General features: G+C 50.4%; 47 protein-coding genes. 40 read left to right on the top strand and 7 right to left on the bottom strand.

Annotation, left to right across the window (positions count from 1 at the left end; genetic code table 11):
- The 3 genes from DK872_RS26830 to bfr form a co-directional block, all read left to right on the top strand.
- Positions 1-76 (top strand): elongation factor Tu (locus DK872_RS26830; protein ID WP_072164356.1); only part of this gene is annotated, 76 nt, incomplete at its 5' end.
- Positions 77-257: 181 nt separating this feature from the next.
- A complete protein-coding gene (bfd, locus tag DK872_RS26825) occupies positions 258-452 on the top strand; it encodes a bacterioferritin-associated ferredoxin (RefSeq protein WP_007369806.1) in 195 nt (64 codons plus the stop codon).
- A 71-nt stretch (positions 453-523) separates the two neighbouring features.
- Positions 524-1,000 carry a bacterioferritin gene (gene bfr, locus DK872_RS26820; RefSeq protein ID WP_007369807.1) on the top strand — a complete coding sequence of 159 codons (477 nt, stop codon included), beginning with the start codon at positions 524-526 and terminating at the stop codon, positions 998-1,000.
- Here the strand turns inward: bfr and DK872_RS26815 are convergent.
- Entirely contained in the window at positions 997-1,446 is a 450-nt protein-coding gene (locus DK872_RS26815; RefSeq protein WP_079517282.1) for an A24 family peptidase, read from the bottom strand. The two genes, bfr and DK872_RS26815, sit on opposite strands and share 4 nt — an antisense overlap.
- Positions 1,447-1,822: 376 nt before the next feature.
- On the opposite strand from DK872_RS26815, the gene rpsJ reads away from it, so the two are divergent.
- The 31 genes from rpsJ (at position 1,823) to DK872_RS26660 (ending at position 16,662) form a co-directional block, all read left to right on the top strand.
- Complete coding sequence (gene rpsJ, locus DK872_RS26810) at positions 1,823-2,134, top strand: 30S ribosomal protein S10 (RefSeq protein WP_001181005.1); 312 nt, start codon at positions 1,823-1,825, stop codon at positions 2,132-2,134.
- 32 nt (positions 2,135-2,166) lie between these two features.
- Positions 2,167-2,796 (top strand): 50S ribosomal protein L3, encoded by a 630-nt coding sequence (gene rplC, locus DK872_RS26805; protein ID WP_007369810.1) that lies wholly within the window; start codon positions 2,167-2,169, stop codon positions 2,794-2,796.
- A gap of 10 nt (positions 2,797-2,806) precedes the next feature.
- Positions 2,807-3,412: a 50S ribosomal protein L4 gene (gene rplD, locus DK872_RS26800; protein ID WP_007369811.1), complete on the top strand. Its 606-nt coding sequence runs from the start codon at positions 2,807-2,809 to the stop codon at positions 3,410-3,412.
- Positions 3,409-3,711, top strand: coding sequence for a 50S ribosomal protein L23 (gene rplW, locus DK872_RS26795; protein ID WP_000617546.1), 303 nt, complete (start codon positions 3,409-3,411; stop codon positions 3,709-3,711). Before rplD ends, rplW begins: the two co-directional genes overlap by 4 nt.
- Before the next feature lie 17 nt (positions 3,712-3,728).
- Positions 3,729-4,550, top strand: a complete 822-nt coding sequence (gene rplB / locus DK872_RS26790) for a 50S ribosomal protein L2 (protein ID WP_007369812.1) — start codon at positions 3,729-3,731, stop codon at positions 4,548-4,550.
- Positions 4,551-4,566: 16 nt separating this feature from the next.
- Positions 4,567-4,845 carry a 30S ribosomal protein S19 gene (rpsS, locus tag DK872_RS26785; protein WP_001138115.1) on the top strand — a complete coding sequence of 93 codons (279 nt, stop codon included), beginning with the start codon at positions 4,567-4,569 and terminating at the stop codon, positions 4,843-4,845.
- 14 nt (positions 4,846-4,859) lie between these two features.
- Positions 4,860-5,192 (top strand): 50S ribosomal protein L22, encoded by a 333-nt coding sequence (gene rplV / locus DK872_RS26780; RefSeq protein WP_007369813.1) that lies wholly within the window; start codon positions 4,860-4,862, stop codon positions 5,190-5,192.
- A 17-nt stretch (positions 5,193-5,209) separates the two neighbouring features.
- Positions 5,210-5,911, top strand: a complete 702-nt coding sequence (gene rpsC, locus DK872_RS26775) for a 30S ribosomal protein S3 (protein ID WP_000529945.1) — start codon at positions 5,210-5,212, stop codon at positions 5,909-5,911.
- A 12-nt stretch (positions 5,912-5,923) separates the two neighbouring features.
- On the top strand, positions 5,924-6,334 hold the full coding sequence (gene rplP / locus DK872_RS26770) for a 50S ribosomal protein L16 (protein WP_007369814.1): 411 nt from the start codon (positions 5,924-5,926) through the stop codon (positions 6,332-6,334).
- Positions 6,334-6,525: a 50S ribosomal protein L29 gene (rpmC, locus tag DK872_RS26765; RefSeq protein WP_004388609.1), complete on the top strand. Its 192-nt coding sequence runs from the start codon at positions 6,334-6,336 to the stop codon at positions 6,523-6,525. Before rplP ends, rpmC begins: the two co-directional genes overlap by 1 nt.
- Complete coding sequence (rpsQ, locus tag DK872_RS26760; protein ID WP_003031120.1) at positions 6,525-6,779, top strand: 30S ribosomal protein S17; 255 nt, start codon at positions 6,525-6,527, stop codon at positions 6,777-6,779. The genes rpmC and rpsQ overlap by 1 nt, the downstream gene beginning before the upstream one ends.
- A 165-nt stretch (positions 6,780-6,944) precedes the next feature.
- A complete protein-coding gene (gene rplN / locus DK872_RS26755) occupies positions 6,945-7,316 on the top strand; it encodes a 50S ribosomal protein L14 (protein ID WP_004388611.1) in 372 nt (123 codons plus the stop codon).
- A gap of 10 nt (positions 7,317-7,326) precedes the next feature.
- A complete protein-coding gene (rplX, locus tag DK872_RS26750; protein WP_007369816.1) occupies positions 7,327-7,641 on the top strand; it encodes a 50S ribosomal protein L24 in 315 nt (104 codons plus the stop codon).
- A gap of 14 nt (positions 7,642-7,655) precedes the next feature.
- Positions 7,656-8,195 carry a 50S ribosomal protein L5 gene (rplE, locus tag DK872_RS26745; RefSeq protein ID WP_001096200.1) on the top strand — a complete coding sequence of 180 codons (540 nt, stop codon included), beginning with the start codon at positions 7,656-7,658 and terminating at the stop codon, positions 8,193-8,195.
- 14 nt (positions 8,196-8,209) lie between these two features.
- Positions 8,210-8,515, top strand: a complete 306-nt coding sequence (rpsN, locus tag DK872_RS26740) for a 30S ribosomal protein S14 (protein ID WP_007369817.1) — start codon at positions 8,210-8,212, stop codon at positions 8,513-8,515.
- A gap of 33 nt (positions 8,516-8,548) precedes the next feature.
- Complete coding sequence (rpsH, locus tag DK872_RS26735) at positions 8,549-8,941, top strand: 30S ribosomal protein S8 (RefSeq protein WP_007369818.1); 393 nt, start codon at positions 8,549-8,551, stop codon at positions 8,939-8,941.
- 12 nt (positions 8,942-8,953) lie between these two features.
- The gene (rplF, locus tag DK872_RS26730) at positions 8,954-9,487 is read left to right on the top strand and encodes a 50S ribosomal protein L6 (protein WP_007369819.1); all 534 of its coding nucleotides are present in this window, start codon (positions 8,954-8,956) and stop codon (positions 9,485-9,487) included.
- Positions 9,488-9,496: 9 nt separating this feature from the next.
- The gene (gene rplR, locus DK872_RS26725; protein ID WP_007369820.1) at positions 9,497-9,850 is read left to right on the top strand and encodes a 50S ribosomal protein L18; all 354 of its coding nucleotides are present in this window, start codon (positions 9,497-9,499) and stop codon (positions 9,848-9,850) included.
- Positions 9,851-9,864: 14 nt separating this feature from the next.
- Positions 9,865-10,365 (top strand): 30S ribosomal protein S5, encoded by a 501-nt coding sequence (gene rpsE / locus DK872_RS26720; protein WP_007369821.1) that lies wholly within the window; start codon positions 9,865-9,867, stop codon positions 10,363-10,365.
- A 6-nt stretch (positions 10,366-10,371) separates the two neighbouring features.
- Positions 10,372-10,551, top strand: coding sequence for a 50S ribosomal protein L30 (rpmD, locus tag DK872_RS26715; RefSeq protein WP_001140434.1), 180 nt, complete (start codon positions 10,372-10,374; stop codon positions 10,549-10,551).
- A gap of 3 nt (positions 10,552-10,554) precedes the next feature.
- A complete protein-coding gene (gene rplO / locus DK872_RS26710; protein ID WP_007369822.1) occupies positions 10,555-10,989 on the top strand; it encodes a 50S ribosomal protein L15 in 435 nt (144 codons plus the stop codon).
- Between the two features lie 7 nt (positions 10,990-10,996).
- Entirely contained in the window at positions 10,997-12,328 is a 1,332-nt protein-coding gene (secY, locus tag DK872_RS26705; RefSeq protein ID WP_007369823.1) for a preprotein translocase subunit SecY, read from the top strand.
- A 30-nt stretch (positions 12,329-12,358) separates the two neighbouring features.
- Positions 12,359-12,475, top strand: coding sequence for a 50S ribosomal protein L36 (rpmJ, locus tag DK872_RS26700; RefSeq protein WP_000868187.1), 117 nt, complete (start codon positions 12,359-12,361; stop codon positions 12,473-12,475).
- Between the two features lie 146 nt (positions 12,476-12,621).
- Positions 12,622-12,978: a 30S ribosomal protein S13 gene (gene rpsM / locus DK872_RS26695; protein ID WP_007369824.1), complete on the top strand. Its 357-nt coding sequence runs from the start codon at positions 12,622-12,624 to the stop codon at positions 12,976-12,978.
- A 16-nt stretch (positions 12,979-12,994) separates the two neighbouring features.
- Positions 12,995-13,384, top strand: coding sequence for a 30S ribosomal protein S11 (rpsK, locus tag DK872_RS26690; protein WP_002919257.1), 390 nt, complete (start codon positions 12,995-12,997; stop codon positions 13,382-13,384).
- A 34-nt stretch (positions 13,385-13,418) separates the two neighbouring features.
- Positions 13,419-14,039, top strand: coding sequence for a 30S ribosomal protein S4 (gene rpsD, locus DK872_RS26685; RefSeq protein WP_003031138.1), 621 nt, complete (start codon positions 13,419-13,421; stop codon positions 14,037-14,039).
- Between the two features lie 25 nt (positions 14,040-14,064).
- Positions 14,065-15,054 (top strand): DNA-directed RNA polymerase subunit alpha, encoded by a 990-nt coding sequence (gene rpoA, locus DK872_RS26680; protein WP_007369825.1) that lies wholly within the window; start codon positions 14,065-14,067, stop codon positions 15,052-15,054.
- 40 nt (positions 15,055-15,094) lie between these two features.
- Entirely contained in the window at positions 15,095-15,481 is a 387-nt protein-coding gene (gene rplQ, locus DK872_RS26675; RefSeq protein WP_002919206.1) for a 50S ribosomal protein L17, read from the top strand.
- Positions 15,482-15,588: 107 nt separating this feature from the next.
- Complete coding sequence (locus DK872_RS26670; RefSeq protein WP_007369826.1) at positions 15,589-15,957, top strand: DUF1992 domain-containing protein; 369 nt, start codon at positions 15,589-15,591, stop codon at positions 15,955-15,957.
- A 3-nt stretch (positions 15,958-15,960) separates the two neighbouring features.
- On the top strand, positions 15,961-16,392 hold the full coding sequence (gene zntR / locus DK872_RS26665) for a Zn(2+)-responsive transcriptional regulator (RefSeq protein ID WP_035890469.1): 432 nt from the start codon (positions 15,961-15,963) through the stop codon (positions 16,390-16,392).
- 57 nt (positions 16,393-16,449) lie between these two features.
- Positions 16,450-16,662 (top strand): alternative ribosome-rescue factor A, encoded by a 213-nt coding sequence (locus DK872_RS26660; protein ID WP_007369828.1) that lies wholly within the window; start codon positions 16,450-16,452, stop codon positions 16,660-16,662.
- On the opposite strand, the gene mscL is transcribed toward DK872_RS26660, so the two are convergent.
- The 5 genes from mscL to def all read right to left on the bottom strand — a co-directional run bounded on the left by mscL (position 16,663) and on the right by def (position 21,436).
- On the bottom strand, positions 16,663-17,076 hold the full coding sequence (mscL, locus tag DK872_RS26655) for a large-conductance mechanosensitive channel protein MscL (RefSeq protein WP_035890470.1): 414 nt from the start codon (positions 17,074-17,076) through the stop codon (positions 16,663-16,665).
- A gap of 143 nt (positions 17,077-17,219) precedes the next feature.
- Positions 17,220-18,596: a Trk system potassium transporter TrkA gene (gene trkA / locus DK872_RS26650; RefSeq protein WP_007369830.1), complete on the bottom strand. Its 1,377-nt coding sequence runs from the start codon at positions 18,594-18,596 to the stop codon at positions 17,220-17,222.
- A gap of 22 nt (positions 18,597-18,618) precedes the next feature.
- Positions 18,619-19,908 carry a 16S rRNA (cytosine(967)-C(5))-methyltransferase RsmB gene (gene rsmB / locus DK872_RS26645; RefSeq protein WP_035890475.1) on the bottom strand — a complete coding sequence of 430 codons (1,290 nt, stop codon included), beginning with the start codon at positions 19,906-19,908 and terminating at the stop codon, positions 18,619-18,621.
- Between the two features lie 48 nt (positions 19,909-19,956).
- The gene (gene fmt / locus DK872_RS26640) at positions 19,957-20,904 is read right to left on the bottom strand and encodes a methionyl-tRNA formyltransferase (protein WP_035890472.1); all 948 of its coding nucleotides are present in this window, start codon (positions 20,902-20,904) and stop codon (positions 19,957-19,959) included.
- A 22-nt stretch (positions 20,905-20,926) separates the two neighbouring features.
- Positions 20,927-21,436 (bottom strand): peptide deformylase, encoded by a 510-nt coding sequence (gene def, locus DK872_RS26635; RefSeq protein WP_007369833.1) that lies wholly within the window; start codon positions 21,434-21,436, stop codon positions 20,927-20,929.
- Positions 21,437-21,564: 128 nt separating this feature from the next.
- Here def and dprA point away from each other — a divergent pair, with 128 nt between their 5' ends.
- The 6 genes from dprA to DK872_RS26605 are packed head-to-tail and all read left to right on the top strand — an operon-like array spanning position 21,565 to position 25,357.
- Positions 21,565-22,689 carry a DNA-protecting protein DprA gene (gene dprA, locus DK872_RS26630; protein ID WP_007369834.1) on the top strand — a complete coding sequence of 375 codons (1,125 nt, stop codon included), beginning with the start codon at positions 21,565-21,567 and terminating at the stop codon, positions 22,687-22,689.
- Entirely contained in the window at positions 22,661-23,134 is a 474-nt protein-coding gene (gene smg / locus DK872_RS26625) for a DUF494 family protein Smg (protein ID WP_007369835.1), read from the top strand. The genes dprA and smg overlap by 29 nt, the downstream gene beginning before the upstream one ends.
- Positions 23,135-23,160: 26 nt before the next feature.
- Positions 23,161-23,718: a type I DNA topoisomerase gene (locus DK872_RS26620; protein ID WP_007369836.1), complete on the top strand. Its 558-nt coding sequence runs from the start codon at positions 23,161-23,163 to the stop codon at positions 23,716-23,718.
- Entirely contained in the window at positions 23,708-24,280 is a 573-nt protein-coding gene (gene tsaC, locus DK872_RS26615; RefSeq protein ID WP_007369837.1) for an L-threonylcarbamoyladenylate synthase type 1 TsaC, read from the top strand. The genes DK872_RS26620 and tsaC overlap by 11 nt, the downstream gene beginning before the upstream one ends.
- A 4-nt stretch (positions 24,281-24,284) precedes the next feature.
- Complete coding sequence (gene aroE / locus DK872_RS26610; protein WP_035890473.1) at positions 24,285-25,103, top strand: shikimate dehydrogenase; 819 nt, start codon at positions 24,285-24,287, stop codon at positions 25,101-25,103.
- Positions 25,100-25,357 carry a DUF1488 domain-containing protein gene (locus DK872_RS26605; RefSeq protein WP_035890474.1) on the top strand — a complete coding sequence of 86 codons (258 nt, stop codon included), beginning with the start codon at positions 25,100-25,102 and terminating at the stop codon, positions 25,355-25,357. The genes aroE and DK872_RS26605 overlap by 4 nt, the downstream gene beginning before the upstream one ends.
- Here DK872_RS26605 and DK872_RS26600 read toward each other — a convergent pair.
- A complete protein-coding gene (locus DK872_RS26600; RefSeq protein WP_007369840.1) occupies positions 25,333-25,887 on the bottom strand; it encodes a gamma carbonic anhydrase family protein in 555 nt (184 codons plus the stop codon). The genes DK872_RS26605 and DK872_RS26600 overlap by 25 nt on opposite strands.
- Positions 25,888-26,273: the final 386 nt, after the last annotated feature.

Raw genomic sequence — 26,273 nt, 5'->3', positions numbered from 1 at the left:
CGATGGTCTGCGTTTCGCAATCCGTGAAGGCGGCCGTACCGTTGGCGCGGGCGTTGTGGCAAAAGTTCTCAGCTAATTATCTGGCTTTGAATGAAAAAGGGCGCTCCGGCGCCCTTTTTGCTGTCTGCTAAAAATTAATTGCGGACATATTTCCATGTAATTATCCCTGCGCTTCTGACGAGGGCTTTACAGTTGTGCTATTGTAATCGTAACCATTCTCATTTACACTTTTGAGCATAAATTGAACGGGAGTGATCATGTACGTTTGTTTGTGTAATGGTGTGAGTGATAAAAAAATTCGTCAGGCAGTTCGCCAGTTTCACCCCCAATCATTTCAGCAGCTTCGCAAATTTGTTCCGGTGGGAAATCAATGCGGTAAGTGTGTTCGCGCGGCAAGAGAGATTATGCAGAACGAACTTACACAGATGCCGGAATATAAAGAGATCGCTTAAGGCGCTATCTTTTTTTGACATCCTTGTAGGCGCATCTACGCTTCAATAAGTGGAAGCGGAGGGACTACATAATGAAAGGTGATGTTAAAATCATAAATTATCTCAATAAATTATTGGGAAATGAGCTTGTCGCAATAAACCAATACTTTCTCCATGCGAGAATGTTCAAAAACTGGGGGCTGACGCGCCTCAACGACGTTGAATACCACGAATCCATTGATGAAATGAAACACGCTGATCAGTACATTGAGCGTATTTTGTTTCTTGAAGGATTACCGAACCTGCAGGACTTGGGCAAGCTCGGAATAGGTGAAGATGTCGAAGAGATGCTGCAATCTGACCTCAGGCTGGAACTGGAAGGCGCAAAAGATCTGCGCGAAGCCATTGCCTATGCTGATAGTGTTCATGATTATGTCAGCCGCGATATGATGATCAATATTCTCGCCGAAGAAGAGCACCATATTGACTGGCTCGAAACAGAGCTCGATCTGATTGCGAAAATTGGAATTCAAAACTACCTGCAATCGCAAATCAAAGTTGAAGATTAAAACGATATCAGTGTTGGGTATCCAGCCAGCAGACCCGCAGCCGCCAGAAATGGACCTAACGGCAGCGGGTTTTTTAATGACTGCCAGTTATGAGCGCAGATGCATCTGATTCCTGCGACGCAACAGGCCAACAAAGATGCAATGACAATCAGCGTGGGCAAACTTTCCCAACCATGCCAGGCCCCCAGCGCAGAAAGGTATTTTACATCGCCATATCCCATTCCTTCCCGACCACGCCACAAGCGATAACCCCAATAGACAGCAGCAAAAACAGAATAGCCGGCGATTGCTCCCCATACGGCATATGGCAAAAAAGACACATGGAAAAGACTGTGCCAGCAAAGTCCTGTCCACAATAAAGGGCAGGTAAAACGGTCAGGGAGGAGTCCACTACGAATGTCATGCCAGACGAGTAGCAAGTTCAGGAATAAGTAAATAAAGAGCATTTCGCCTCAAGTAAAGAATGATGTCGTACCTGGAGAGTGGCGAAGGAGGGGCTGATTGCATAATGTATTTCTGCAAAATTACGAGAAGACTCGCCAGAAATATCACCTGATTGATTGCAATGACATTCCTGCTGTGGACTTGCGCGCAATGTTGCTTATTTTCTAAACGGCACTTGCGTCCAGCCCAGATTTACGTATAATGCACGGGCTTGTCGTAATTGACGGCGGGTTCAATCTGAACCCCAGCAGTGTTTTTTAGCTGCTAACAATGCTCCCAATCGGGGGGCTATGTTATGAACGATTACACTCCCCCATCAATCGTAATGGGTGTGAGGAGTAATTATTTTCGTCTATAAATAATTGGAGCTCTGGTCTCATGCAGAACCAAAGAATCCGTATCCGCCTGAAAGCGTTTGATCATCGTCTGATCGATCAATCAACCGCGGAAATCGTCGAGACTGCCAAGCGCACTGGTGCGCAAGTCCGTGGTCCGATCCCGCTGCCGACCCGCAAAGAGCGCTTTACCGTTCTGATCTCCCCGCACGTTAACAAAGACGCGCGCGATCAGTACGAAATTCGCACTCACAAGCGTCTGGTTGACATCGTTGAGCCAACCGAGAAAACCGTTGATGCTCTGATGCGTCTGGACCTGGCTGCCGGTGTAGACGTGCAGATCAGCCTGGGTTAATCAGGTCATCGAGCGATTGAGAGGTTGAAACAATGATTGGTTTAGTCGGTAAAAAAGTGGGCATGACCCGCATCTTCACTGAAGATGGCGTATCTATCCCAGTAACCGTAATCGAAGTTGAAGCAAACCGCGTTACTCAGGTTAAAGATCTGGCTAACGACGGCTACCGCGCTATCCAGGTTACCACCGGTGCTAAAAAAGCTAACCGTGTAACCAAGCCGGAAGCTGGCCATTTTGCTAAAGCTGGCGTAGAAGCTGGCCGCGGCCTGTGGGAATTCCGTCTTGCTGATGGCGAAGAGTTCACCGTAGGTCAGGCAATTAGCGTTGAGCTGTTTGCTGAAGTTAAAAAAGTTGACGTAACTGGCACCTCTAAAGGTAAAGGTTTCGCAGGTACCGTTAAGCGCTGGAACTTCCGTACCCAGGACGCTACCCACGGTAACTCCCTGTCTCACCGCGTTCCGGGTTCTATCGGTCAGAACCAGACTCCGGGCAAAGTGTTCAAGGGCAAGAAAATGGCAGGTCAGCTGGGTAATGAGCGTGTAACCGTTCAGAGCCTGGACGTAGTACGTGTTGACGCTGAGCGCAACCTGCTGCTGGTTAAAGGTGCTGTCCCGGGTGCAACCGGTAGCGACCTGATCGTTAAACCAGCTGTGAAGGCGTGAGGAGATAGCAATGGAATTAGTATTGAAAGACGCGCAGAGCGCGCTGACTGTTTCCGAAACTACCTTCGGTCGTGACTTCAACGAAGCGCTGGTACACCAGGTTGTTGTGGCTTATGCAGCCGGTGCTCGTCAGGGTACTCGTGCTCAGAAGACCCGTGCTGAAGTAACTGGTTCCGGTAAAAAACCGTGGCGCCAGAAAGGCACCGGCCGCGCTCGTTCCGGTTCTATCAAGAGCCCGATCTGGCGTTCTGGTGGCGTGACCTTCGCTGCGCGTCCGCAGGACCACAGTCAAAAAGTTAACAAAAAGATGTACCGCGGCGCGCTGAAAAGCATCCTGTCCGAACTGGTACGTCAGGATCGTCTGATCGTTGTCGAGCAGTTCTCTGTTGAAGCACCGAAAACCAAGCTGCTGGCTCAGAAACTGAAAGACATGGCTCTGGAAGATGTGCTGATCATCACCGGTGAGCTGGACGAGAACCTGTTCCTGGCCGCGCGCAACCTGCACAAGGTTGACGTTCGCGACGCGACTGGTATCGACCCGGTTAGCCTGATCGCCTTCGACAAAGTCGTAATGACTGCTGATGCTGTTAAGCAAGTTGAGGAGATGCTGGCATGATTCGTGAAGAACGTCTGCTGAAGGTGCTGCGTGCACCGCACGTTTCTGAAAAAGCGTCTACTGCGATGGAAAAAACTAACACCATCGTTCTCAAAGTTGCTAAAGACGCGACCAAAGCAGAAATTAAAGCTGCTGTGCAGAAACTGTTTGAAGTCGAAGTCGAAGTCGTTAACACCCTGGTAGTTAAAGGGAAAGTTAAACGTCACGGACAGCGTATCGGTCGTCGTAGCGACTGGAAAAAAGCTTACGTCACCCTGAAAGAAGGCCAGAATCTGGACTTCGTTGGCGGCGCTGAGTAAGTCGGAGGAGTAATACAATGGCAGTTGTTAAATGTAAACCGACATCTCCGGGTCGTCGCCACGTAGTTAAAGTGGTTAACCCTGAGCTGCACAAGGGCAAACCTTTTGCTCCGTTGCTGGAAAAAAACAGCAAATCCGGTGGTCGTAACAACAATGGCCGTATCACCACTCGTCATATCGGTGGTGGCCACAAGCAGGCTTACCGTATTGTTGACTTCAAACGCAACAAAGATGGTATCCCGGCAGTTGTTGAACGTCTTGAGTACGATCCGAACCGTTCCGCGAACATCGCGCTGGTTCTGTACAAAGATGGCGAACGCCGTTACATCCTGGCCCCTAAAGGCCTGAAAGCTGGCGACCAGATTCAGTCTGGCGTTGATGCTGCAATCAAAGCGGGTAACACCCTGCCGATGCGCAATATCCCGGTTGGTTCTACCGTTCATAACGTAGAAATGAAACCAGGTAAAGGCGGTCAGCTGGCACGTTCTGCTGGTACTTACGTTCAGATCGTTGCACGTGATGGTGCTTATGTCACCCTGCGTCTGCGTTCTGGTGAAATGCGTAAAGTTGAAGCTGAGTGCCGCGCTACTCTGGGCGAAGTTGGCAATGCTGAGCATATGCTGCGCGTTCTGGGTAAAGCAGGTGCTGCACGCTGGCGTGGTGTTCGTCCGACCGTTCGCGGTACTGCGATGAACCCAGTAGACCACCCACATGGTGGTGGTGAAGGTCGTAACTTTGGTAAGCACCCGGTAACTCCGTGGGGCGTTCAGACCAAAGGTAAGAAGACCCGCAGCAACAAGCGTACTGATAAATTCATCGTACGTCGCCGTAGCAAATAATTTTAGAGGATAAGCCATGCCACGTTCTCTCAAGAAAGGTCCTTTTATTGACCTGCACTTGCTGAAGAAGGTAGAGAAAGCGGTGGAAAGCGGAGACAAGAAGCCCCTGCGCACTTGGTCCCGTCGTTCAACGATCTTTCCTAACATGATCGGTTTGACCATCGCTGTCCATAATGGTCGTCAGCACGTTCCGGTATTTGTTTCCGACGAAATGGTCGGTCACAAACTGGGTGAATTCGCACCGACTCGTACTTATCGCGGCCATGCTGCTGATAAAAAAGCGAAGAAGAAATAAGGTAGGAGGAAGAGATGGAAACTTTAGCTCAACATCGCCATGCTCGTTCTTCTGCTCAGAAGGTTCGCCTTGTTGCTGACCTGATTCGCGGTAAGAAAGTGTCGCAGGCCCTGGATATTCTGACCTACACCAACAAGAAAGCGGCTGTACTGGTCAAGAAGGTTCTGGAATCTGCCATTGCTAACGCTGAACACAACGATGGCGCTGACATTGACGATCTGAAAGTTGCGAAAATTTTCGTAGACGAAGGCCCGAGCATGAAGCGTGTTATGCCGCGTGCAAAAGGTCGTGCAGATCGCATCCTGAAGCGCACCAGCCACATTACTGTGGTTGTGTCCGATCGCTGAGACTCTGGAGACTAGCAATGGGTCAGAAAGTACATCCTAATGGTATTCGCCTGGGTATTGTAAAACCATGGAACTCTACCTGGTTTGCGAACACCAAAGAATTCGCTGACAACCTGGACAGCGATTTTAAAGTACGTCAGTACCTGACTAAGGAACTGGCTAAAGCGTCTGTATCTCGTATCGTTATCGAGCGTCCGGCTAAGAGCATCCGTGTAACCATTCACACTGCTCGCCCGGGTATCGTTATCGGTAAAAAAGGTGAAGACGTTGAAAAACTGCGCAAGGTCGTAGCGGATATCGCTGGCGTTCCTGCTCAGATCAATATCGCCGAAGTTCGTAAGCCTGAACTGGACGCAAAATTGGTTGCTGACAGCATCACTTCTCAGCTGGAACGTCGTGTTATGTTCCGTCGTGCTATGAAGCGTGCTGTACAGAACGCAATGCGTCTGGGCGCTAAAGGTATCAAAGTTGAAGTTAGCGGCCGTCTGGGCGGCGCTGAGATCGCACGTACCGAATGGTATCGTGAAGGTCGCGTTCCGCTGCACACTCTGCGTGCTGACATCGACTACAACACCTCCGAAGCGCACACCACTTACGGTGTAATCGGCGTAAAAGTGTGGATCTTCAAAGGTGAGATCCTTGGTGGTATGGCTGCAGTTGAACAACCGGAAAAACCGGCTGCTCAACCTAAAAAGCAGCAGCGTAAAGGCCGTAAATAAGGAGCGTCGCTGATGTTACAACCAAAGCGTACAAAATTCCGTAAAGTGCACAAAGGCCGCAACCGTGGTCTCGCGCAGGGCACGGATGTGAGCTTCGGCACTTACGGTCTGAAAGCTGTTGGCCGTGGTCGTCTGACCGCTCGTCAGATCGAAGCAGCACGTCGTGCTATGACTCGTGCTGTTAAGCGTCAGGGTAAGATCTGGATCCGTGTATTCCCGGACAAACCGATCACCGAGAAGCCGCTGGAAGTTCGTATGGGTAAAGGTAAAGGTAACGTGGAGTATTGGGTTGCCTTGATTCAGCCGGGTAAAGTCCTGTATGAAATGGACGGCGTTCCGGAAGAGCTGGCCCGTGAAGCCTTCGAGCTGGCAGCAGCAAAACTGCCGATTAAAACCACCTTTGTAACTAAGACGGTGATGTAATGAAAGCAAAAGAGCTGCGTGAAAAGAGCGTTGAAGAGCTGAACACCGAGCTGCTTAACCTGCTGCGCGAGCAGTTCAACCTGCGTATGCAGGCTGCAAGTGGCCAGCTGCAACAGACTCACCTGTTGAAGCAAGTGCGTCGTGATGTCGCACGCGTTAAGACTTTACTGACTGAGAAGGCGGGTGCGTAATGACCGATAAAATCCGTACTCTGCAAGGTCGTGTTGTTAGCGACAAAATGGAGAAATCCATTGTTGTAGCTATCGAGCGTTTCGTGAAACACCCGATCTACGGTAAATTCATCAAACGTACGACTAAACTGCACGTACATGACGAGAACAACGAATGCGGCACTGGCGACGTGGTTGAAATCCGCGAATGCCGTCCGCTGTCCAAGACCAAGTCCTGGACGCTGGTTCGCGTTGTAGAGAAAGCGGTTCTGTAATACAGTACGCGTTCTCAAACGAATAAACGGCTCAGCGATGAGCCGTTTATTTTTTCTACCCATATCCGAGATCCGGTGTTATAATGCTGCGCCCTCGATATGGGGCTTTTTAACGACCCTGATTTTAGGGTCTTCAGTAGTAGTTGACATTAGCGGAGCACTGAAATGATCCAAGAACAGACTATGCTGAACGTCGCCGACAACTCCGGTGCACGTCGCGTAATGTGTATCAAGGTTCTGGGTGGCTCGCACCGTCGCTACGCAGGCGTAGGCGACATCATCAAGATCACCATTAAGGAAGCAATTCCGCGTGGTAAGGTCAAAAAAGGTGATGTGCTGAAGGCGGTAGTGGTGCGCACCAAGAAGGGTGTTCGTCGCCCTGACGGTTCTGTCGTTCGCTTCGATGGCAATGCTTGTGTTCTTCTGAACAACAACAGCGAGCAGCCTATCGGTACGCGTATTTTTGGGCCGGTTACTCGTGAACTTCGTTCTGAGAAGTTTATGAAAATCATCTCTCTGGCACCAGAAGTACTCTAAGGAGCGAATCATGGCAGCTAAAATCCGTCGTGATGACGAAGTTATCGTGTTAACCGGTAAAGATAAAGGTAAGCGCGGTAAAGTAAAAAATGTCCTGTCTTCCGGCAAGATCATTGTTGAAGGTATCAACCTGGTTAAGAAACATCAGAAGCCGGTTCCGGCCCTGAATCAACCGGGTGGCATCGTTGAAAAAGAAGCTGCAATTCAGGTTTCTAACGTTGCAATCTTCAATGCGGCAACCGGCAAGGCTGACCGTGTAGGCTTTAGATTCGAAGACGGTAAAAAAGTCCGTTTCTTCAAGTCTAACAGCGAAACTATCAAGTAATTTGGAGTAGTACGATGGCGAAACTGCATGATTACTACAAAGACGAAGTAGTTAAGAAACTCATGACTGAGTTTAACTACAATTCTGTCATGCAAGTCCCTCGGGTCGAGAAGATCACCCTGAATATGGGTGTTGGTGAAGCGATCGCTGACAAGAAACTGCTGGATAACGCAGCAGCTGATCTGGCAGCTATCTCCGGTCAAAAACCGTTGATCACCAAAGCGCGCAAATCTGTTGCGGGCTTCAAAATCCGTCAGGGCTATCCGATCGGCTGTAAAGTGACTCTGCGTGGCGAACGCATGTGGGAGTTCTTTGAGCGCCTGATCACTATTGCTGTACCGCGTATCCGTGACTTCCGTGGCTTGTCCGCTAAGTCTTTCGACGGTCGTGGTAACTACAGCATGGGTGTCCGTGAGCAGATCATCTTCCCAGAGATCGACTACGATAAAGTCGACCGCGTGCGTGGTTTGGATATTACCATTACCACTACTGCGAAATCTGATGAAGAAGGCCGTGCTCTGCTGGCTGCCTTTGACTTCCCGTTCCGCAAGTAAGGTAGGGTTACTTCATGGCTAAGCAATCAATGAAAGCACGCGAAGTTAAACGCGTAGCTTTAGCTGAAAAATACTTCGCGAAACGCGCTGAACTGAAAGCGATCATTTCTGATGTGAACGCTTCCGACGAAGATCGTTGGAATGCTGTTCTCAAGCTGCAGAGTCTGCCGCGTGATTCCAGCCCGTCTCGTCAGCGTAACCGCTGCCGTCAAACTGGTCGTCCGCATGGTTTCCTGCGGAAGTTCGGGTTGAGCCGTATTAAGGTCCGTGAATCCGCTATGCGCGGTGAAATCCCGGGTCTGAAAAAGGCTAGCTGGTAATTGTCACCAATTGAATCACGGGAGTAAAGACAGATGAGCATGCAAGATCCGATCGCGGATATGCTGACCCGTATCCGTAACGGTCAGGCCGCGAACAAAGCTGCGGTCACCATGCCTTCCTCCAGGCTGAAAGTGGCAATTGCCAACGTGCTGAAGGAAGAAGGTTTTATTGAAGATTTTAAAATTGAAGGCGACATCAAGCCGGAACTGGAACTGACTCTCAAGTACTTCCAGGGTAAAGCTGTGGTAGAAAGCATTCAGCGTATCAGCCGCCCAGGTCTGCGCATCTATAAGAAAAAAGATGAGCTGCCGAAAGTTATGGGTGGTATGGGTATCGCAGTTGTTTCTACCTCTAAAGGTGTTATGACTGATCGTGCAGCGCGCCAGGCTGGTCTTGGTGGCGAAATTATCTGCTACGTAGCCTAATCGGAGGAAAAAATGTCTCGTGTTGCTAAAGCACCGGTCGTTATTCCTGCCGGCGTTGATGTAAAAATCAACGGTCAGGTTATCACGATCAAAGGTAAAAACGGCGAGCTGACTCGTACCCTGAACGATGCTGTTGAAGTTAATCATGCAGACAATGCTCTGACCTTCGGTCCGCGTGCTGGTTACGTGGATGGTTGGGCTCAGGCTGGTACCGCGCGTGCCCTGCTGAACGCAATGGTTATCGGTGTTACCGAAGGCTTCACTAAGAAGCTGCAGCTGGTTGGTGTAGGTTATCGTGCAGCGGTCAAAGGGAACGTAGTAAACCTGGCACTGGGTTTCTCTCATCCTGTAGACCATCAGTTGCCGGCCGGTATCACTGCTGAATGTCCGACTCAGACTGAAATCGTGCTGAAAGGCGCTGATAAGCAGATGATCGGCCAGGTAGCAGCAGATCTGCGCGCCTACCGTCGTCCTGAGCCGTATAAAGGCAAGGGTGTTCGTTACGCCGACGAAGTCGTGCGTACCAAAGAGGCTAAGAAGAAGTAAGGTAACACTATGGATAAGAAATCTGCTCGTATCCGTCGTGCGACCCGCGCACGCCGCAAGCTCAAAGAGCTTGGTGCGACACGCCTGGTGGTACATCGTACCCCGCGTCATATTTACGCCCAGGTAATCGCATCGAATGGTTCTGAAGTTCTGGTAGCTGCTTCTACTGTAGAAAAAGCTATCGCTGAACAACTGAAGTACACCGGTAACAAAGACGCGGCCGCAGCTGTGGGTAAAGCTGTAGCTGAACGCGCTCTGGAAAAAGGCATTAAAGATGTGTCCTTTGACCGTTCCGGGTTCCAATATCATGGTCGCGTCCAGGCACTGGCAGATGCTGCCCGTGAAGCTGGCCTTCAGTTCTAAGGTAGAGGTGTAAGATGGCTCACATCGAAAAACAAGCTGGCGAACTGCAGGAAAAGCTGATCGCGGTAAACCGCGTATCTAAAACCGTTAAAGGTGGTCGTATTTTCTCCTTCACAGCTCTGACTGTTGTTGGTGATGGTAACGGTCGCGTTGGTTTTGGTTACGGTAAAGCCCGCGAAGTTCCGGCAGCGATCCAGAAAGCGATGGAAAAAGCCCGTCGCAATATGATTAACGTCGCGCTGAACCACGGCACCCTGCAGCACCCGGTTAAGGGTACTCACACGGGTTCTCGTGTATTCATGCAGCCGGCTTCCGAAGGTACCGGTATTATTGCCGGTGGTGCAATGCGCGCCGTTCTGGAAGTCGCTGGGGTTCATAACGTTCTGGCTAAAGCATATGGTTCCACCAACCCGATCAACGTGGTTCGTGCAACTATTGATGGCCTGGAAAATATGAAATCTCCGGAAATGGTCGCTGCCAAGCGTGGTAAATCCGTTGAAGAAATTCTGGGGTAATTGACCATGGCAAAGACTATTAAAATCACTCAAACCCGCAGTGCAATCGGTCGTCTGCCGAAACACAAGGCAACGCTGCTTGGCCTGGGTCTGCGTCGTATTGGTCATACTGTAGAACGTGAGGATACTCCTGCGGTTCGTGGTATGGTCAACGCGGTTTCCTTCATGGTTAAAGTTGAGGAGTAAGAGATGCGTTTAAATACTCTGTCTCCGGCCGAAGGCTCCAAAAAGGCGGGTAAACGCCTGGGTCGTGGTATCGGTTCTGGCCTCGGTAAAACCGGTGGTCGTGGTCACAAAGGTCAGAAATCTCGTTCTGGCGGTGGCGTACGTCGCGGTTTCGAGGGTGGCCAGATGCCACTGTATCGTCGTCTGCCGAAATTCGGTTTCACTTCTCGTAAAGCAATGATCACGGCAGAGATTCGTCTGTCCGATCTGGCGAAAGTAGAAGGCGACGTAGTAGACCTGAACACGCTGAAAGCAGCTAACATTATCGGCATCCAGATCGAGTTCGCGAAAGTGATCCTGGCTGGTGAAGTAGCTCGTCCGGTAACTGTTCGTGGCCTGCGTGTTACTAAAGGCGCTCGTGCTGCTATCGAAGCTGCTGGCGGTAAAATTGAGGAATAAGTAGCAGATGGCTAAACAACCGGGGTTAGATTTCCAAAGTGCCAAAGGTGGAATTGGCGAACTGAAACGCAGACTGCTGTTTGTTATCGGTGCGCTGATTGTGTTCCGTATTGGCTCTTTTATTCCGATCCCTGGTATTGATGCCGCTGTACTTGCCAAACTGCTTGAACAACAGCGAGGCACCATCATTGAAATGTTTAACATGTTCTCTGGTGGTGCTCTCAGCCGTGCTTCTATCTTTGCTCTGGGTATTATGCCGTATATTTCGGCGTCCATTATTATCCAACTGCTAACGGTCGTTCACCCGGCCCTGGCGGAGTTAAAGAAAGAAGGGGAATCTGGTCGTCGTAAGATTAGCCAGTACACCCGCTACGGTACCCTGGTGTTGGCTATATTCCAGTCGATCGGTATTGCTACCGGTTTGCCGAATATGCCCGGAATGCAGGGCCTGGTAATGAATCCGGGCTTTGCATTCTACTTCACCGCTGTTGTAAGTCTGGTTACAGGAACTATGTTCCTGATGTGGCTCGGCGAACAAATTACTGAACGTGGTATCGGTAACGGTATCTCGATCATTATTTTCGCCGGTATTGTGGCGGGTCTTCCGCCAGCCATTGCCCATACTATCGAGCAAGCGCGTCAAGGCGACCTGCACTTCCTTCTGTTGCTGTTGGTTGCAGTATTAGTATTCGCAGTGACGTTCTTTGTTGTTTTCGTTGAGCGTGGTCAACGCCGCATTGTGGTAAACTACGCGAAACGTCAGCAAGGTCGTCGTGTCTATGCTGCTCAGAGCACACATTTGCCGCTGAAAGTAAATATGGCAGGGGTAATCCCGGCTATTTTTGCTTCCAGTATTATTCTGTTCCCTGCGACTATTGCATCATGGTTCGGGGGCGGTACTGGTTGGAACTGGCTGACAACAATTTCGCTGTATTTGCAGCCTGGGCAACCGCTTTATGTGTTACTCTATGCGTCTGCAATCATCTTCTTCTGTTTCTTCTACACGGCGTTGGTTTTCAACCCGCGTGAAACAGCAGATAACCTGAAGAAGTCTGGTGCATTCGTACCAGGAATTCGTCCGGGAGAGCAAACGGCGAAGTATATCGATAAAGTAATGACTCGTCTGACTCTGGTTGGTGCGTTGTATATTACTTTTATCTGCCTGATCCCGGAGTTCATGCGTGATGCAATGAAAGTGCCGTTCTACTTCGGTGGGACTTCTCTGCTTATCGTTGTTGTCGTGATTATGGACTTTATGGCTCAAGTGCAAACTCTGATGATGTCCAGTCAATATGAGTCTGCATTGAAGAAGGCGAACCTGAAAGGCTACGGTCGTTAATGGTCGCCCGAGAAGTTACGGAGAGTAAAAATGAAAGTTCGTGCTTCCGTCAAGAAATTATGCCGTAACTGCAAAATCGTTAAACGTGATGGCGTCATCCGTGTGATTTGCAGTGCCGAGCCGAAGCATAAACAGCGCCAAGGCTGATTATTTCGCATATTTTTCTTGCAAAGTTGGGTTGAGCTGGCTAGATTAGCCAGCCAATCTTTTGTATGTCTGTACGTTTCCATTTGAGTATCCTGAAAACGGGCTTTTCAGCATGGTACGTACAAGTAAAATTATAGGAGTGCATAGTGGCCCGTATAGCAGGCATTAACATTCCTGATCAGAAACATGCTGTGATCGCATTAACTTCGATCTATGGCGTCGGTAAAACCCGCTCCCAGGCCATTCTGGCGGCTGCGGGCATCGCTGAAAATGTTAAGATCAGTGAGCTGTCTGAAGAACAAATCGACACGCTGCGTGACGAAGTTGCCAAATTTGTCGTTGAAGGTGATCTGCGCCGTGAAATTAGCATGAGCATCAAGCGCCTGATGGATCTTGGTTGCTATCGCGGTTTGCGTCATCGTCGTGGTCTCCCGGTTCGCGGTCAGCGTACCAAGACCAACGCACGTACCCGTAAGGGTCCGCGCAAACCGATCAAGAAATAATCGGGGTGATTGAATAATGGCAAAGGCACCAATTCGTGCACGTAAACGTGTAAGAAAACAAGTCTCTGACGGCGTGGCTCATATCCATGCTTCTTTCAACAACACCATCGTTACTATTACTGATCGTCAGGGTAACGCGCTGGGTTGGGCAACAGCCGGTGGTTCCGGTTTCCGTGGTTCTCGCAAATCCACTCCGTTTGCAGCTCAGGTTGCAGCAGAGCGTTGCGCTGAAGCCGTAAAAGAATACGGCATCAAGAATCTGGAAGTTATGGTTAAGGGACCGGGTCCGGGTCGCGAATCTACTATTCGTGCTCTGAACGCCGCTGGTTTCCGCATCACTAATATTACTGATGTGACTCCGATCCCTCACAACGGTTGTCGTCCGCCGAAAAAACGTCGCGTATAACGCGCTCGTTTTCTAGGATTGTTGGAGAAAGAAAATGGCAAGATATTTGGGTCCTAAGCTCAAGCTGAGCCGTCGTGAGGGCACAGACCTGTTCCTTAAGTCTGGCGTTCGCGCGATCGATACCAAGTGTAAAATTGAACAAGCTCCTGGCCAGCACGGTGCGCGTAAACCGCGTCTGTCTGACTATGGTGTGCAGTTGCGTGAAAAGCAAAAAGTTCGCCGTATCTACGGTGTGCTGGAGCGTCAGTTCCGTAACTACTACAAAGAAGCAGCACGTCTGAAAGGCAACACTGGTGAAAACCTGCTGGGTCTGCTGGAAGGTCGTCTGGACAACGTTGTATACCGTATGGGCTTTGGCGCCACTCGTGCAGAAGCACGTCAGCTGGTTAGCCACAAAGCAATCATGGTAAACGGTCGTGTTGTTAACATCGCTTCTTATCAGGTTAGTCCGAATGACGTGGTTAGCATTCGTGAGAAAGCGAAAAAGCAGTCTCGCGTGAAAGCCGCTCTGGAGCTGGCTGAGCAGCGTGAAAAGCCAACCTGGCTGGAAGTTGATGCTGGCAAGATGGAAGGTACGTTCAAGCGTAAGCCGGAGCGTTCTGATCTGTCTGCGGACATTAACGAACACCTGATCGTCGAGCTTTACTCCAAGTAAAGCTTAGTACCAAAGAGAGGACACAATGCAGGGTTCTGTGACAGAGTTTCTAAAACCGCGCCTGGTAGATATCGAGCAAGTGAGTTCGACGCACGCCAAGGTGACCCTTGAGCCTTTAGAGCGTGGCTTTGGCCATACTCTGGGTAACGCACTGCGCCGTATTCTGCTCTCATCGATGCCGGGTTGCGCGGTGACTGAGGTTGAGATTGATGGTGTACTTCATGAGTACAGCACCAAAGAAGGCGTTCAGGAAGATATCCTTGAAATCCTGCTCAACCTGAAAGGGCTGGCGGTGAGAGTTCAGGGTAAAGATGATGTTATTCTTACTCTGAATAAATCTGGCATTGGCCCTGTGACCGCAGCCGACATTACCCACGACGGTGATGTCGAAATCGTCAAGCCGCAGCATGTGATCTGCCACCTGACCGATGAAAACGCATCTATCAATATGCGTATCAAAGTTCAGCGCGGTCGTGGTTATGTGCCGGCGTCTGCCCGAATTCATTCGGAAGAAGATGAGCGCCCGATCGGCCGTTTACTGGTTGATGCGTGCTACAGCCCTGTAGAGCGAATTGCCTACAATGTTGAAGCAGCACGTGTTGAACAGCGCACCGACCTGGACAAGCTGGTCATCGAAATGGAAACCAATGGCACAATCGATCCTGAAGAGGCGATTCGTCGTGCGGCAACCATCCTGGCAGAACAACTGGAAGCTTTCGTTGATTTACGTGATGTACGTCAGCCGGAAGTTAAAGAAGAGAAACCAGAATTCGATCCGATCCTGCTGCGCCCTGTTGACGATCTGGAATTGACTGTCCGCTCTGCTAACTGCCTCAAGGCAGAAGCTATCCACTATATCGGTGATCTGGTACAGCGTACCGAGGTTGAGTTGCTGAAAACGCCGAACCTGGGTAAAAAATCTCTTACTGAGATTAAAGACGTGCTGGCCTCACGTGGTCTGTCTCTGGGCATGCGCCTGGAAAACTGGCCGCCGGCAAGCATTGCTGACGAGTAACCGGATCACAGGTTAAGGTTTTACTGAGAAGGATAAGGTCATGCGCCATCGTAAGAGTGGTCGTCAACTGAACCGCAACAGCAGCCATCGCCAGGCCATGTTCCGTAACATGGCAGGTTCTCTGGTTCGTCATGAGATCATCAAGACGACTCTGCCGAAAGCGAAAGAGCTGCGTCGCGTAGTTGAGCCGCTGATTACTCTTGCCAAGACTGATAGCGTTGCTAATCGTCGTCTGGCATTCGCCCGTACTCGTGATAACGAGATCGTGGCAAAACTGTTTAACGAGCTGGGCCCGCGTTTCGCGAGCCGTGCCGGGGGTTACACTCGCATTCTGAAGTGTGGCTTCCGTGCTGGTGACAATGCTCCGATGGCTTACATCGAGCTGGTTGATCGCGCCGAGCCGAAAGCAGAAGCTGCTGCAGAGTAATCTGTAGTAACGTAAAAAGACCCGCTTCGGCGGGTTTTTTTATATCCTGAGCATTATCACTTTCCTACAATGTTCTTATCTTTCTTGCTCATCCCTGGAGACCCATTATGTGGTTGCTTGATCAGTGGGCAGAACGGCATATTCTTGACGCCCAAAATAAAGGTGAATTCGACAGCCTTCCCGGCAGCGGCGAGCCGCTCACTCTGGATGATGATTCTCATGTTCCTCCGGAGCTTCGAGCTGGATACCGTTTATTGAAGAATGCCGGCTGTCTACCGCCAGAGCTTGAATATCGTAGAGAAGCGATCGCGCTGGCTGATTTGTTAAATGGCGTGCAGGAAAATCATCCACAGCATCGAGAGTTGCAACGTCGCTTATCTTTACTTGAGCTCAAATTGCGCCAGGCAGGTTTAAGTACTGATTTTCTGCGTGGTGATTACGCCACAAAACTGCTGCAAAAGTTGAATGAGGAGTAGCCTATGTACCGCATTGGTGAAATTGCAAAACTAGCTGAAGTGACGCCAGATACCATCCGCTACTACGAAAAACAACAAATGATGCATCATGAAATACGGACGGAAGGCGGTTTTCGTCTTTATTCGGATCGGGATTTGCAACGTCTAAAATTTATCCGCCATGCGCGCCAGTTAGGATTTACGTTAGAAGCGATACGCGAATTACTGTCGATTCGAATTGATCCTGAACATCATACATGCCAGGAGTCGAAGAGTATTGTGCAGACCCGTCTGGCTGAAGTGGAGGCACGTATTGATGAACTCCAGACGATGCGGCGTTCCCTGCAGAAACTGAACGATGCCTGTTGTGGTACCGCGCACAGCAGCGTCTATTGTTCCATTCTGGAAGAGCTGGAACAGGGCGCGAGTGGTAAGACTGATTCGTCGACATGTTGATCTTCTCTGCGCAGAGATCTACACTTCGGCCGTTTTAATATACAAACTGGAGAAGTTATGAGCCGCTATCAACATACCAAAGGGCAGATTAATGATAATGCCATCGAGGCATTGTTGCATGATCCACTGTTCAGACAGCGTATTGAGAAAAATAAGAAAGGGAAAGGGAGTTATCTGCGAAAAGAAAAACATGCAAACCGGGGCTATAAGGAGGCCAGTGGCAAGCAAGCATATCGCTTATTTACCACTGGCCTTCTGGTTTCTGCTTAATTAATTACGGTTATTCTGCTCTTTCAGCAGGTCGCGGATTTCGCTCAGCAAGACTTCTTCTTTGCTTGGTGCCGGCGGGGCTTTAGGCTCTTCTTCCTGATTGCGTTTCAGTTTATTAATTACCTTGATCGCAAGGAAGATGGCAAAAGCAACGATGATAAAATCAAATACATTCTGGATAAACACGCCGTAATGCATTACGACAGCGGGCACATCGCCCTGTGCATCTCGCAACGTTAATGCAAACTGTTTGAAATCAATTCCGCCAATTAATAATCCAAGTGGCGGCATAATGATATCGGCTACCAGTGAAGATACGATTTTACCGAATGCTGCACCGATGATCACACCAACGGCCAAATCCACTACATTGCCGCGCATTGCGAACTCGCGGAACTCTTTCAAAATACTCATATCCTTCTCCATGTGCAGGCTGTCTGGATAAGTTTAACAAATTACTGTTCAATTTCCATTTGCAGAGAAAACTAACCAGATTTCTTAATCCCTTGTTAATACAGGGATTAAAAAAGGATGCGGATATTCGCATCCTTTGATGATTAAAGGAAGAAGGGGCTTGGCTGGAAGAGTCTTTCAACATCCGTAATATATTTTTTATCGGTTAAAAACATAATTACATGGTCGCCCTGCTCAATACGCAAATTATCATTAGCAATCATCACATCGTTGCCACGTACTACCGCGCCAATAATCGTTCCGGGTGGGAGTTTAATCTCATCAATAACACGACCCACCACGCGAGAGGTCGTTTCATCACCGTGAGCGACAGCTTCGATCGCCTCGGCAACGCCACGACGCAATGAAGATACACCGACAATATCGGCTTTGCGTACGTGGCTAAGCAGTGCGGAGATAGTTGCCTGCTGCGGTGAAATCGCAATATCAATTACGCTGCCCTGTACCAGATCGACGTAAGCGCGGCGCTGGATCAGCACCATGACCTTTTTCGCTCCCATACGTTTGGCCAGCATTGCCGACATAATATTCGCTTCGTCATCATTGGTGACGGCAATAAACAGATCAACTTGATCGATGTGTTCTTCGGCCAGTAATTCTTGATCCGACGCATCCCCATAGAAAACGATGGTGTTTTGTAGTTTTTCTGCCAGTTCTGCGGCACGCTGCTGATCGCGTTCGATCAATTTGACGCTGTAATCTTTCTCCAGTTGGCGTGCCAGACCTGCGCCTATATTCCCGCCGCCAACCAGCATGATGCGTTTGTACGGTTTTTCCAGGCGCTGCAGTTCGCTCATTACTGCGCGAATATGCTGCGATGCGGCAATAAAGAACACCTCGTCTCCGGCCTCTACAATGGTGGAACCTTGCGGTCGAATAGGGCGGTCGTGGCGAAATATGGCCGCAACGCGGGTATCAATATGCGGCATATGTTCTCGCATCGTCGATAATGCATTACCAACGAGCGGCCCACCGTAATAGGCTTTAACTACGGCAAGACTGACTTTCCCCTCGGCGAAATTCACTACTTGCAGTGCTCCCGGATACTCGATTAGTCGATAAATACTATCGATAACCAACTGTTCCGGTGCAATTAAATGGTCGATCGGTACAGCTTCTGAGTGGAACAGTTTATCGGCATCGCGCACATAGTCTGGCGAACGAATACGTGCAATGCGGTTCGGCGTATTAAACAGCGAGTAAGCAACCTGACAGGCAACCATATTGGTTTCATCTGAACTTGTCACAGCGACCAGCATATCGGCATCATCTGCGCCGGCTTCACGTAATACTCGTGGATGCGATCCATGCCCTTGCACAACGCGCAGATCAAACTTGTCCTGCAGGCTGCGCAGACGGTCGCCATTGGTATCGACAACGGTAATGTCGTTATTCTCACCGACCAGGTTTTCCGCCAGCGTGCCGCCAACCTGCCCTGCACCCAGAATAATTATTTTCATCTGCTGTGACCCGTTGTTCTCATCACTGTTTGATTATCTTAGCGTAAAAGAAACCGTCGCCTTCTTCCGCTCCCGGCAATTTCTGCAACCCTGGCTGTTCCGGCGTACCGGTCAAGCTAAGCTGCGCATCTGGCGTACGCTTAAGGAAAGCTGCAACCTGCTGGCTGTTCTCTTCCGGCAGGATCGAACAGGTTGCGTATACCAGTGTGCCGCCAGATTTTAGATGAGGCCAGATAGCATCCAGAATTTCTGACTGTAACTGTACCAGCTCAGGGATATCGCGATCGCGACGCAGCCACTTGATGTCCGGGTGTCGACGAATAACCCCAGTCGCAGAACAAGGAGCATCTACCAGAATACGGTCAAAGACTTCATCGCCACACCACTGTGACGGGAAACGGCCGTCTCCCTGTTTGACCTGCGCTTTCATACCCAGACGTTTCAGGTTGTCGTAAACGCGGGATAAGCGTTGTTCGTCAACATCCACGGCCAGAACGCTGGCTTCCGGCGCCGCCTCAAGAATATGTGTTGTTTTGCCGCCTGGTGCAGCACAAAGATCGAGAATGCGTTCGCCATTTTGCGGAGCGAGGAAGTTAACACAACCCTGGGCTGACGCATCCTGCACCGTGACCCAGCCTTCTGCAAATCCAGGAAGCGCAGTAACGGGAGCTGCCGCTACCAGACGCACGGCATCCGGGTAATCCGCATGAGTCAATCCTTGCAAACCATGTTCTTCCAGTAATGCCAGCCAGGCGTCACGGGTATGGTGTTGGCGGTTCACGCGCAGCCACATTGGTGGGCGTTGATTACTGGCCTCGATAACCTGCTGCCATTGCTGCGGATAAGCTTTTTGTACTCGTTTTAGCAGCCATGCCGGAAACAGATAGCGGTTATCGCTGCTGGCGAATTCCGCCAGTAACTCCTCTTGCTGACGCTGAAACTGACGCAACACGCCATTAATCAGCCCCTTAAGTTGCGGTCGTTTGATAGCAACCGCACCTTCTACCGTTTCTGCCAGCGCTGCATGCGCAGGAATTCGGGTATGTAGAAGCTGATAAAACCCGACCATGATCAGATAGTGTACCGTGCGTTGCTTCCCGGTCATCGGCCGCGACATTAGCTTATTGATCAGCCAGTCGAGTTGCGGCAGCACACGTAAAACACCGAAGCACAACTCCTGGAGCAGTGCCTTATCTTTGTCAGAGACTTTCTGTTGAAGCGGCGGCAGGATATTGCTGAGCGATTGCCCTTGTTCTATCACCTGCTCGATGGCCTGCGCAGCCATACTGCGTAAATTATTCTGTTTTTTCATAACCACAAACATAAAAATGCCCGGCAAAACCGGGCCAGGAAATGCGTATCACGCCAGGCGGTTGCCGGGGACAAACCACTCACGCCGCGAGTTCAGGAGGTCCTGCGCGCTCATGGCTTTTTTACCTGCCGGCTGTAGCGACTCAAGATTCAGTATTCCATCAACGGTGGCAACCTGAATACCCGCTTTTGAAGCATCCAGAACCGTACCCGGCTCAGCACGGGTAGCAGAAGGAATCACCGAGGCTTGCCATATTTTCACCGGCTGCTCATCAATCATGAACCAGCTCATTGGCCACGGGTTGAAAGCACGGATGCAGCGTTCCAACTGCGCGGCGCTGAGCGACCAGTCAATACGCGCCTCTTCTTTGCTCAGTTTCTCTGCGTAAGTGACCAGCGCTTCGTCCTGCACCTGTGGTTGCGCGTTGCCCTGAGCAAGCTGTTGCAGTGTCGCAAGCAGCCCCTGCGGGCCAAGTTCCGCTAATTTCGCATACAGCGTGGCACTGGTGTCTTGTGCGGTAATAGGGCATGAAAGCTTATATAGTATATCGCCAGTATCGAGCCCCACATCCATTTGCATAATAGTGACGCCGGTTTCCTCATCGCCAGCCCATAATGAGCGCTGGATCGGCGCCGCGCCGCGCCAGCGCGGCAGCAGAGAACCATGCACGTTTATGCAGCCCTTGCGCGGCATATCCAGAACGGCTTTAGGAAGAATCAAACCATATGCCACTACGACCATGACATCGGCGTTAAGGTCGGCAATCAGTTCCTGATTTTCCTGTTGGCGCAGAGATGCTGGCTGAAACACCGGCAAGCCTTTTTCTTCTGCCAGCACTTTCACCGGGCTGGGCATTAGTTTTTTACCGCGGCCGGCGGGACGATCGGGCTGGGTGAAAACCCCAACGACCTTATGCTCAGAAGACAACAGCGCGTCAAGATGACGCGCTGCGAAGTCAGGTGTGCCGGCGAAAATAATACGTAGAGAATCTGACACGTTTATCCCTTTTTGCCTGCGCTTAAGCGCGAGCGTTCATGCGATCCAGTTTTTCAACTTTCTGGCGAATGCGCTGACGTTTCATCGGCGACAGGTAATCAATGAACAGTTTACCTACCAGATGATCCATCTCGTGCTGAATACAGATAGCCAGTAGCCCATCAGCTTCCAGTTCGAATGTTTTTCCGTCACGATCCAGCGCCCGGATTTTCACTTTTTCAGCGCGCGGTACTAATGCACGTTGTTCCGGAATTGACAGACAGCCTTCTTCGATGCCTGTTTCACCGCTTTTTTCCAGCAGTTCCGGGTTAATCAGTACCAGTTGTTCATCGCGATTTTCAGAAACGTCAATCACGATAATGCGCTGATGGATATCAACCTGCGTTGCCGCAAGACCAATACCTTCTTCTGCGTACATGGTTTCAAACATATCATCCACAATACGTTGAATGTCCGCATTTACTTCTTTTACCGGCTCGGCGACTTTGCGAAGACGCTCGTCCGGAATATGTAACACATGCAAAACTGCCATAAATATCCAGAGTCGTGTTCAGGAGTTGGTGAGAATATTATCTCTATTCTAGACAAAACCCCCACTGATTGACAGCATCGGTGACCAATCGCAAGGATTGCCAGGACGGCTTGTGGCAGGGGAAACGGATGACACCCACAGAGATAGAATTACGTTTACTACAGGTCGGAGACCTGTGCGGCGATAAATGGTTACGTACAGCGCAATGGCTGGAGCAAAGCAAGGGAGCAACGCCTGAAGAACTAGAGCATTTCGGGCTGACAACAGCGCAGGTCAGGCGTTTTTTCTCTTTGTCGGCGCAGGAACTGGAGAGGAGCCTGGACTGGCTGAGTCAGGCAAACCATCATCTCATCAGCGCCAGTGATGCGGCGTATCCCGAACCTCTGCGCGCTATTGCTGATTATCCGGGTGCCATTTTGGTGAAGGGCGAAGTCTCAGCGCTAAAAACTCAACAACTGGCAGTTGTTGGCAGCCGTGCCCATTCCTGGTATGGAGAGCGCTGGGGACGTCTGTTTTGCGAAGCGCTTGCCCGAAGTGGTTTCACCATTACCAGCGGTATGGCTCTGGGGATCGACAGTGTTGCTCACCGGGCCGCGTTGAATGTTGGAGGCAAAAGCGTGGCTGTGTTGGGAAATGGCCTGTTTAGCCTCTATCCCCGGCGACACTCAGCGCTTGCCAGCCAGCTTATTGATTGCGGTGGTGCACTGGTTTCCGAATTTCCCCTTGCGGCGCATCCCAAACGGGAACATTTTCCTCGACGAAATCGCGTTATCAGCGGCCTTAGTCGTGGTGTGCTGGTTGTTGAAGCCGCGTTACGCAGCGGATCGCTCGTTACCGCCCGAAGTGCGCTTGAACAAGGCCGTGAGGTTTTTGCGCTGCCCGGCCCAATTGGTAGTCCCGGTAGCGAGGGGCCGCATTGGTTGATCAAACAAGGGGCAACTTTGGTGACATCTGCCGATGAGATCCTCGAAAGTTTGCAATATGGGCTAAGCTGGCTACCTGAACCAGGTGGAAATTCATTTTATTCTTCAGATCAAGAAGAGGTGGCATTGCCATTTCCTGAGCTCCTGGCTAACGTAGGAGATGAGGTAACACCTGTTGACGTCGTCGCTGAACGTGCCGGCCAACCTGTGCCAGTCACAGCCGCTCAATTGCTTGAACTGGAGTTAGCAGGATGGATCGCAGCTGTACCCGGCGGCTATGTCCGATTGAGGAGGGCAAGCCATGTTCGACGTACTAATGTACTTGTTTGAGACTTACATCCATAACGAAGCTGAAATGCGTGTGGATCAAGACAAACTGGAACGGGATCTTACCGACGCCGGATTTGATCGTGAAGATATCTACAACGCTCTTTTGTGGCTGGAAAAGCTGGCTGATTATCAGGAAGGCCTCGCCGAACCGATGCAGCTTGCTTCTGATCCACTCTCCGTGCGTATCTATACGGCTGAAGAGTGCGAAAGGCTGGATGCCAGTTGCCGGGGATTTTTGTTGTTCCTTGAGCAGATTCAGGTGCTAAACCTCGAAACCCGAGAAATGGTGATAGAACGTGTGCTGGCGCTGGATACGGCAGAGTTCGACCTGGAAGACCTTAAATGGGTCATCCTGATGGTACTCTTCAATATTCCAGGGTGTGAAAACGCATACCAGCAAATGGAAGAATTACTCTTTGAAGTGAATGAAGGTATGCTGCACTAATCATTTTTGCAGCTTCAAGAGTCGTTATGGCCAAATCAGCACTGTTTTCGGTGCGCAACAACGAGCCCTGCCCACAATGCGGGGCTGAACTTGTTATCCGTTCCGGGAAACACGGCCCGTTTCTCGGATGTTCCCATTATCCGGAATGCGATTATGTTCGTCCCCTGAAGAGCCAGGCGGATGGACATATTGTTAAAGTTCTGGATGGGCATCTGTGTCCGGATTGCGGTGCACCGATGGTATTACGGCAAGGGCGTTTTGGTATGTTTATCGGTTGTAGTCAGTATCCGGAGTGTGAACATACCGAGCTGATTGATAAGCCTGACGATACCGCCATTACCTGCCCGCAGTGTCAGAGCGGTCATCTGGTGCAGCGCCGTTCCCGATACGGCAAAACCTTCTATTCCTGCGATCGCTACCCTGATTGTCAGTTCGTTATCAATTTCAAGCCGGTGGCGGGTGAATGTCCTGCATGCCACTACCCGCTGCTTATCGAAAAGAAAACCGCGCAAGGTGTAAAACGCTTCTGCGCCAGTAAACAATGTGGACAGCCGGTAACGGCGGAACAAACTCGTGAAGAATAACCTGCCAACAGATCCTGTCGCTTCGGCGATCGGGGTTCTGAATAAAGAAGAAGTCATCGCTTATCCAACTGAAGCTGTTTTTGGTGTCGGTTGCGACCCGGACAGTGAAACTGCCGTCTATCGCCTGCTTGAACTGAAGCAGCGTCCGGTTGATAAAGGCTTAATCCTGATTGCTGCCAACTTTGATCAACTGAAACCCTATATTGATGACAGCATGCTGACGGACGAACAACGCAAGGCCGTCTTCAAATGCTGGCCTGGCCCGGTAACCTTTGTGTTTCCGGCAAAACCAACCACACCGCGCTGGTTAACCGGGCGTTTTGACTCGCTGGCTGTACGTGTCACCGATCATCCTATGGTCATTGCACTTTGCACGGCTTACGGTAAACCGCTGGTTTCAACAAGTGCCAATTTATCCGGGCTGCCGCCTTGCAGAACAGCGCAAGAGGTTATCGAACAATTTGGTGCCGACTTTCCGGTGATTGATGCGCCAACGGGTGGCCGGCAGAACCCTTCGGAAATTCGTGATGCCCTCACCGGCGAACTTTTTCGCCAGGGATAATAGTATGGAATCCTACGCAGTCTTCGGTAACCCTATTGCTCATAGTAAGTCGCCCTTTATCCATCAACAGTTTGCTCTTCAGCTTGGCATCGACCATCCCTATGGGCGCGTGCTTGCGCCAATAAATGACTTTGTGAATACGCTGGATGCCTTCTTTGCTGCTGGTGGTAAAGGCGCAAACGTTACGGTTCCCTTTAAAGAAGAGGCATTTGCCCGAGCCGATGAACTGACAGAACGTGCAGCGCTGGCTGGTGCAGTAAATACATTAAAGCGCCTTGATGATGGGCGTTTGGTGGGAGATAACACCGATGGCATAGGTCTGCTCAGCGATTTACAACGGCTGGGCTTTATCCGCCCGGGATTTCGTATCCTGTTGGTTGGCGCGGGAGGTGCGGCGCGCGGCGTATTACTTCCTCTATTATCACTGGATTGTGCGATAACGATTACTAACAGAACATTTTCACGGGCGGAAGAGCTGGCGAAGCTTTTTGCTCATACCGGTAGCGTCGTTGCCGTGCAAATGGATGATCTTCAGGGGCATGAATTCGATCTGATCATCAATGCAACTTCCAGCGGGATTGGTGGGGATATCCCGGCATTACCGTCGTCGCTCGTTCATGCCAGGCTTTACTGCTACGACATGTTCTACCAAAAAGGGAACACACCGTTTCTGGACTGGAGTATAAACTTGGGTGCAAAACAGTGCGCAGATGGTTTGGGTATGCTGGTGGGGCAGGCTGCACATGCGGTATTGCTGTGGCACGGCGTGTTGCCGGATGTTGAACCAGTCATTCAGACGCTGAAGCAGGAGCTGGCGAAATGAATCAGGCTATCCAGTTTCCGGATCGCGAAGAGTGGGATCCCTCAATGCAGGCTGTCTGCTTTCCGGCACTGGTTAATGGAATGCAGATGATATGCGCCATTAAAGGTGATGCCCTAAAGCAACGTTTCGGCGTTGAAACGCCGGAGCAGTTTCTGGCGACGTTTCGTGACTATCGCTGGGATCTGGAGGAAGAGGCGGAACAGTTGATCCGCCAACAGAAGGAAGATGATCAGGGTATTGTCTGGTTATCCTGATCCAGATACTCATCTTTCCATTTCACATAGTTGTTCGCCGAGTACTTTAATCCTTCTATTTCCGCTTTCTTCAGGGGGCGGATCTGTTTTACCGGGCTTCCCAGATACAAGTATCCGCTCTCCAGCCGCTTGTTTTGCGGCACCAGGCTGCCTGCGCCGATCATGACGTCGTCGTCAATAACCGCGCCATCCAGCAAAATAGAGCCCATTCCAACCAGCACGCGATCGCCAATGGAGCAGCCGTGTAGCATCACTTTATGCCCAACGGTGACATCCTCGCCGATGATGAGTGGGTTTCCCTCGGGGTTATAAGAAGATTTATGTGTAACATGCAGAACGCTACCGTCCTGAATATTGCTGCGGGCACCGATCTCTACATAGTTCACATCACCGCGAATGACGACCAGCGGCCAGATGCCTACATCATCGGCAATTCTGACATCACCAATTACCACGCTGCTGCTATCAACCATGACCCGCAAGCCGATTTTAGGGAAGAGATCCTTATAAGGACGTAAAACAATTGACATAGCTACCTCATCAAAAACGGGCTGAGATAGAGACTTTGATCGTTAGAAAGGCCTTCTGCAAGCCTTTTACGCGTCATTAAGTGCGCAGATCGTACGGGATCGCAGCAAAAAGAATGAAAAAACAGCAGTCAGAAAAAAAGATCGCAAAAAGGCTTGTGCTTAAAATTGGGATCCCTATAATGCGCCTCCGTTGACACGACAACGTGAATCACTTCACGAGATAGTCGGGTAACGAAAGAGAAAAAATCCTGAAATTCAGGGTTGACTCTGAAAGAGGAAAGCGTAATATACGCCACCTCGCGACGAAGCGCTGAAAGCCGCGTCGCAACTGCTCTTTAACAATTTATCAGACAATCTGTGTGGGCACTCAGGTGACTGGATTCTTG

Origin of the sequence: Kosakonia sp. MH5, from assembly GCF_009935945.1 — a bacterium.
In the GTDB taxonomy this organism is placed as follows: Bacteria; Pseudomonadota; Gammaproteobacteria; order Enterobacterales; family Enterobacteriaceae; genus Kosakonia; species Kosakonia radicincitans.
Note: the sequence above shows the minus strand (reverse complement) of the source record. Positions and strands in the feature narration are given on the sequence as shown.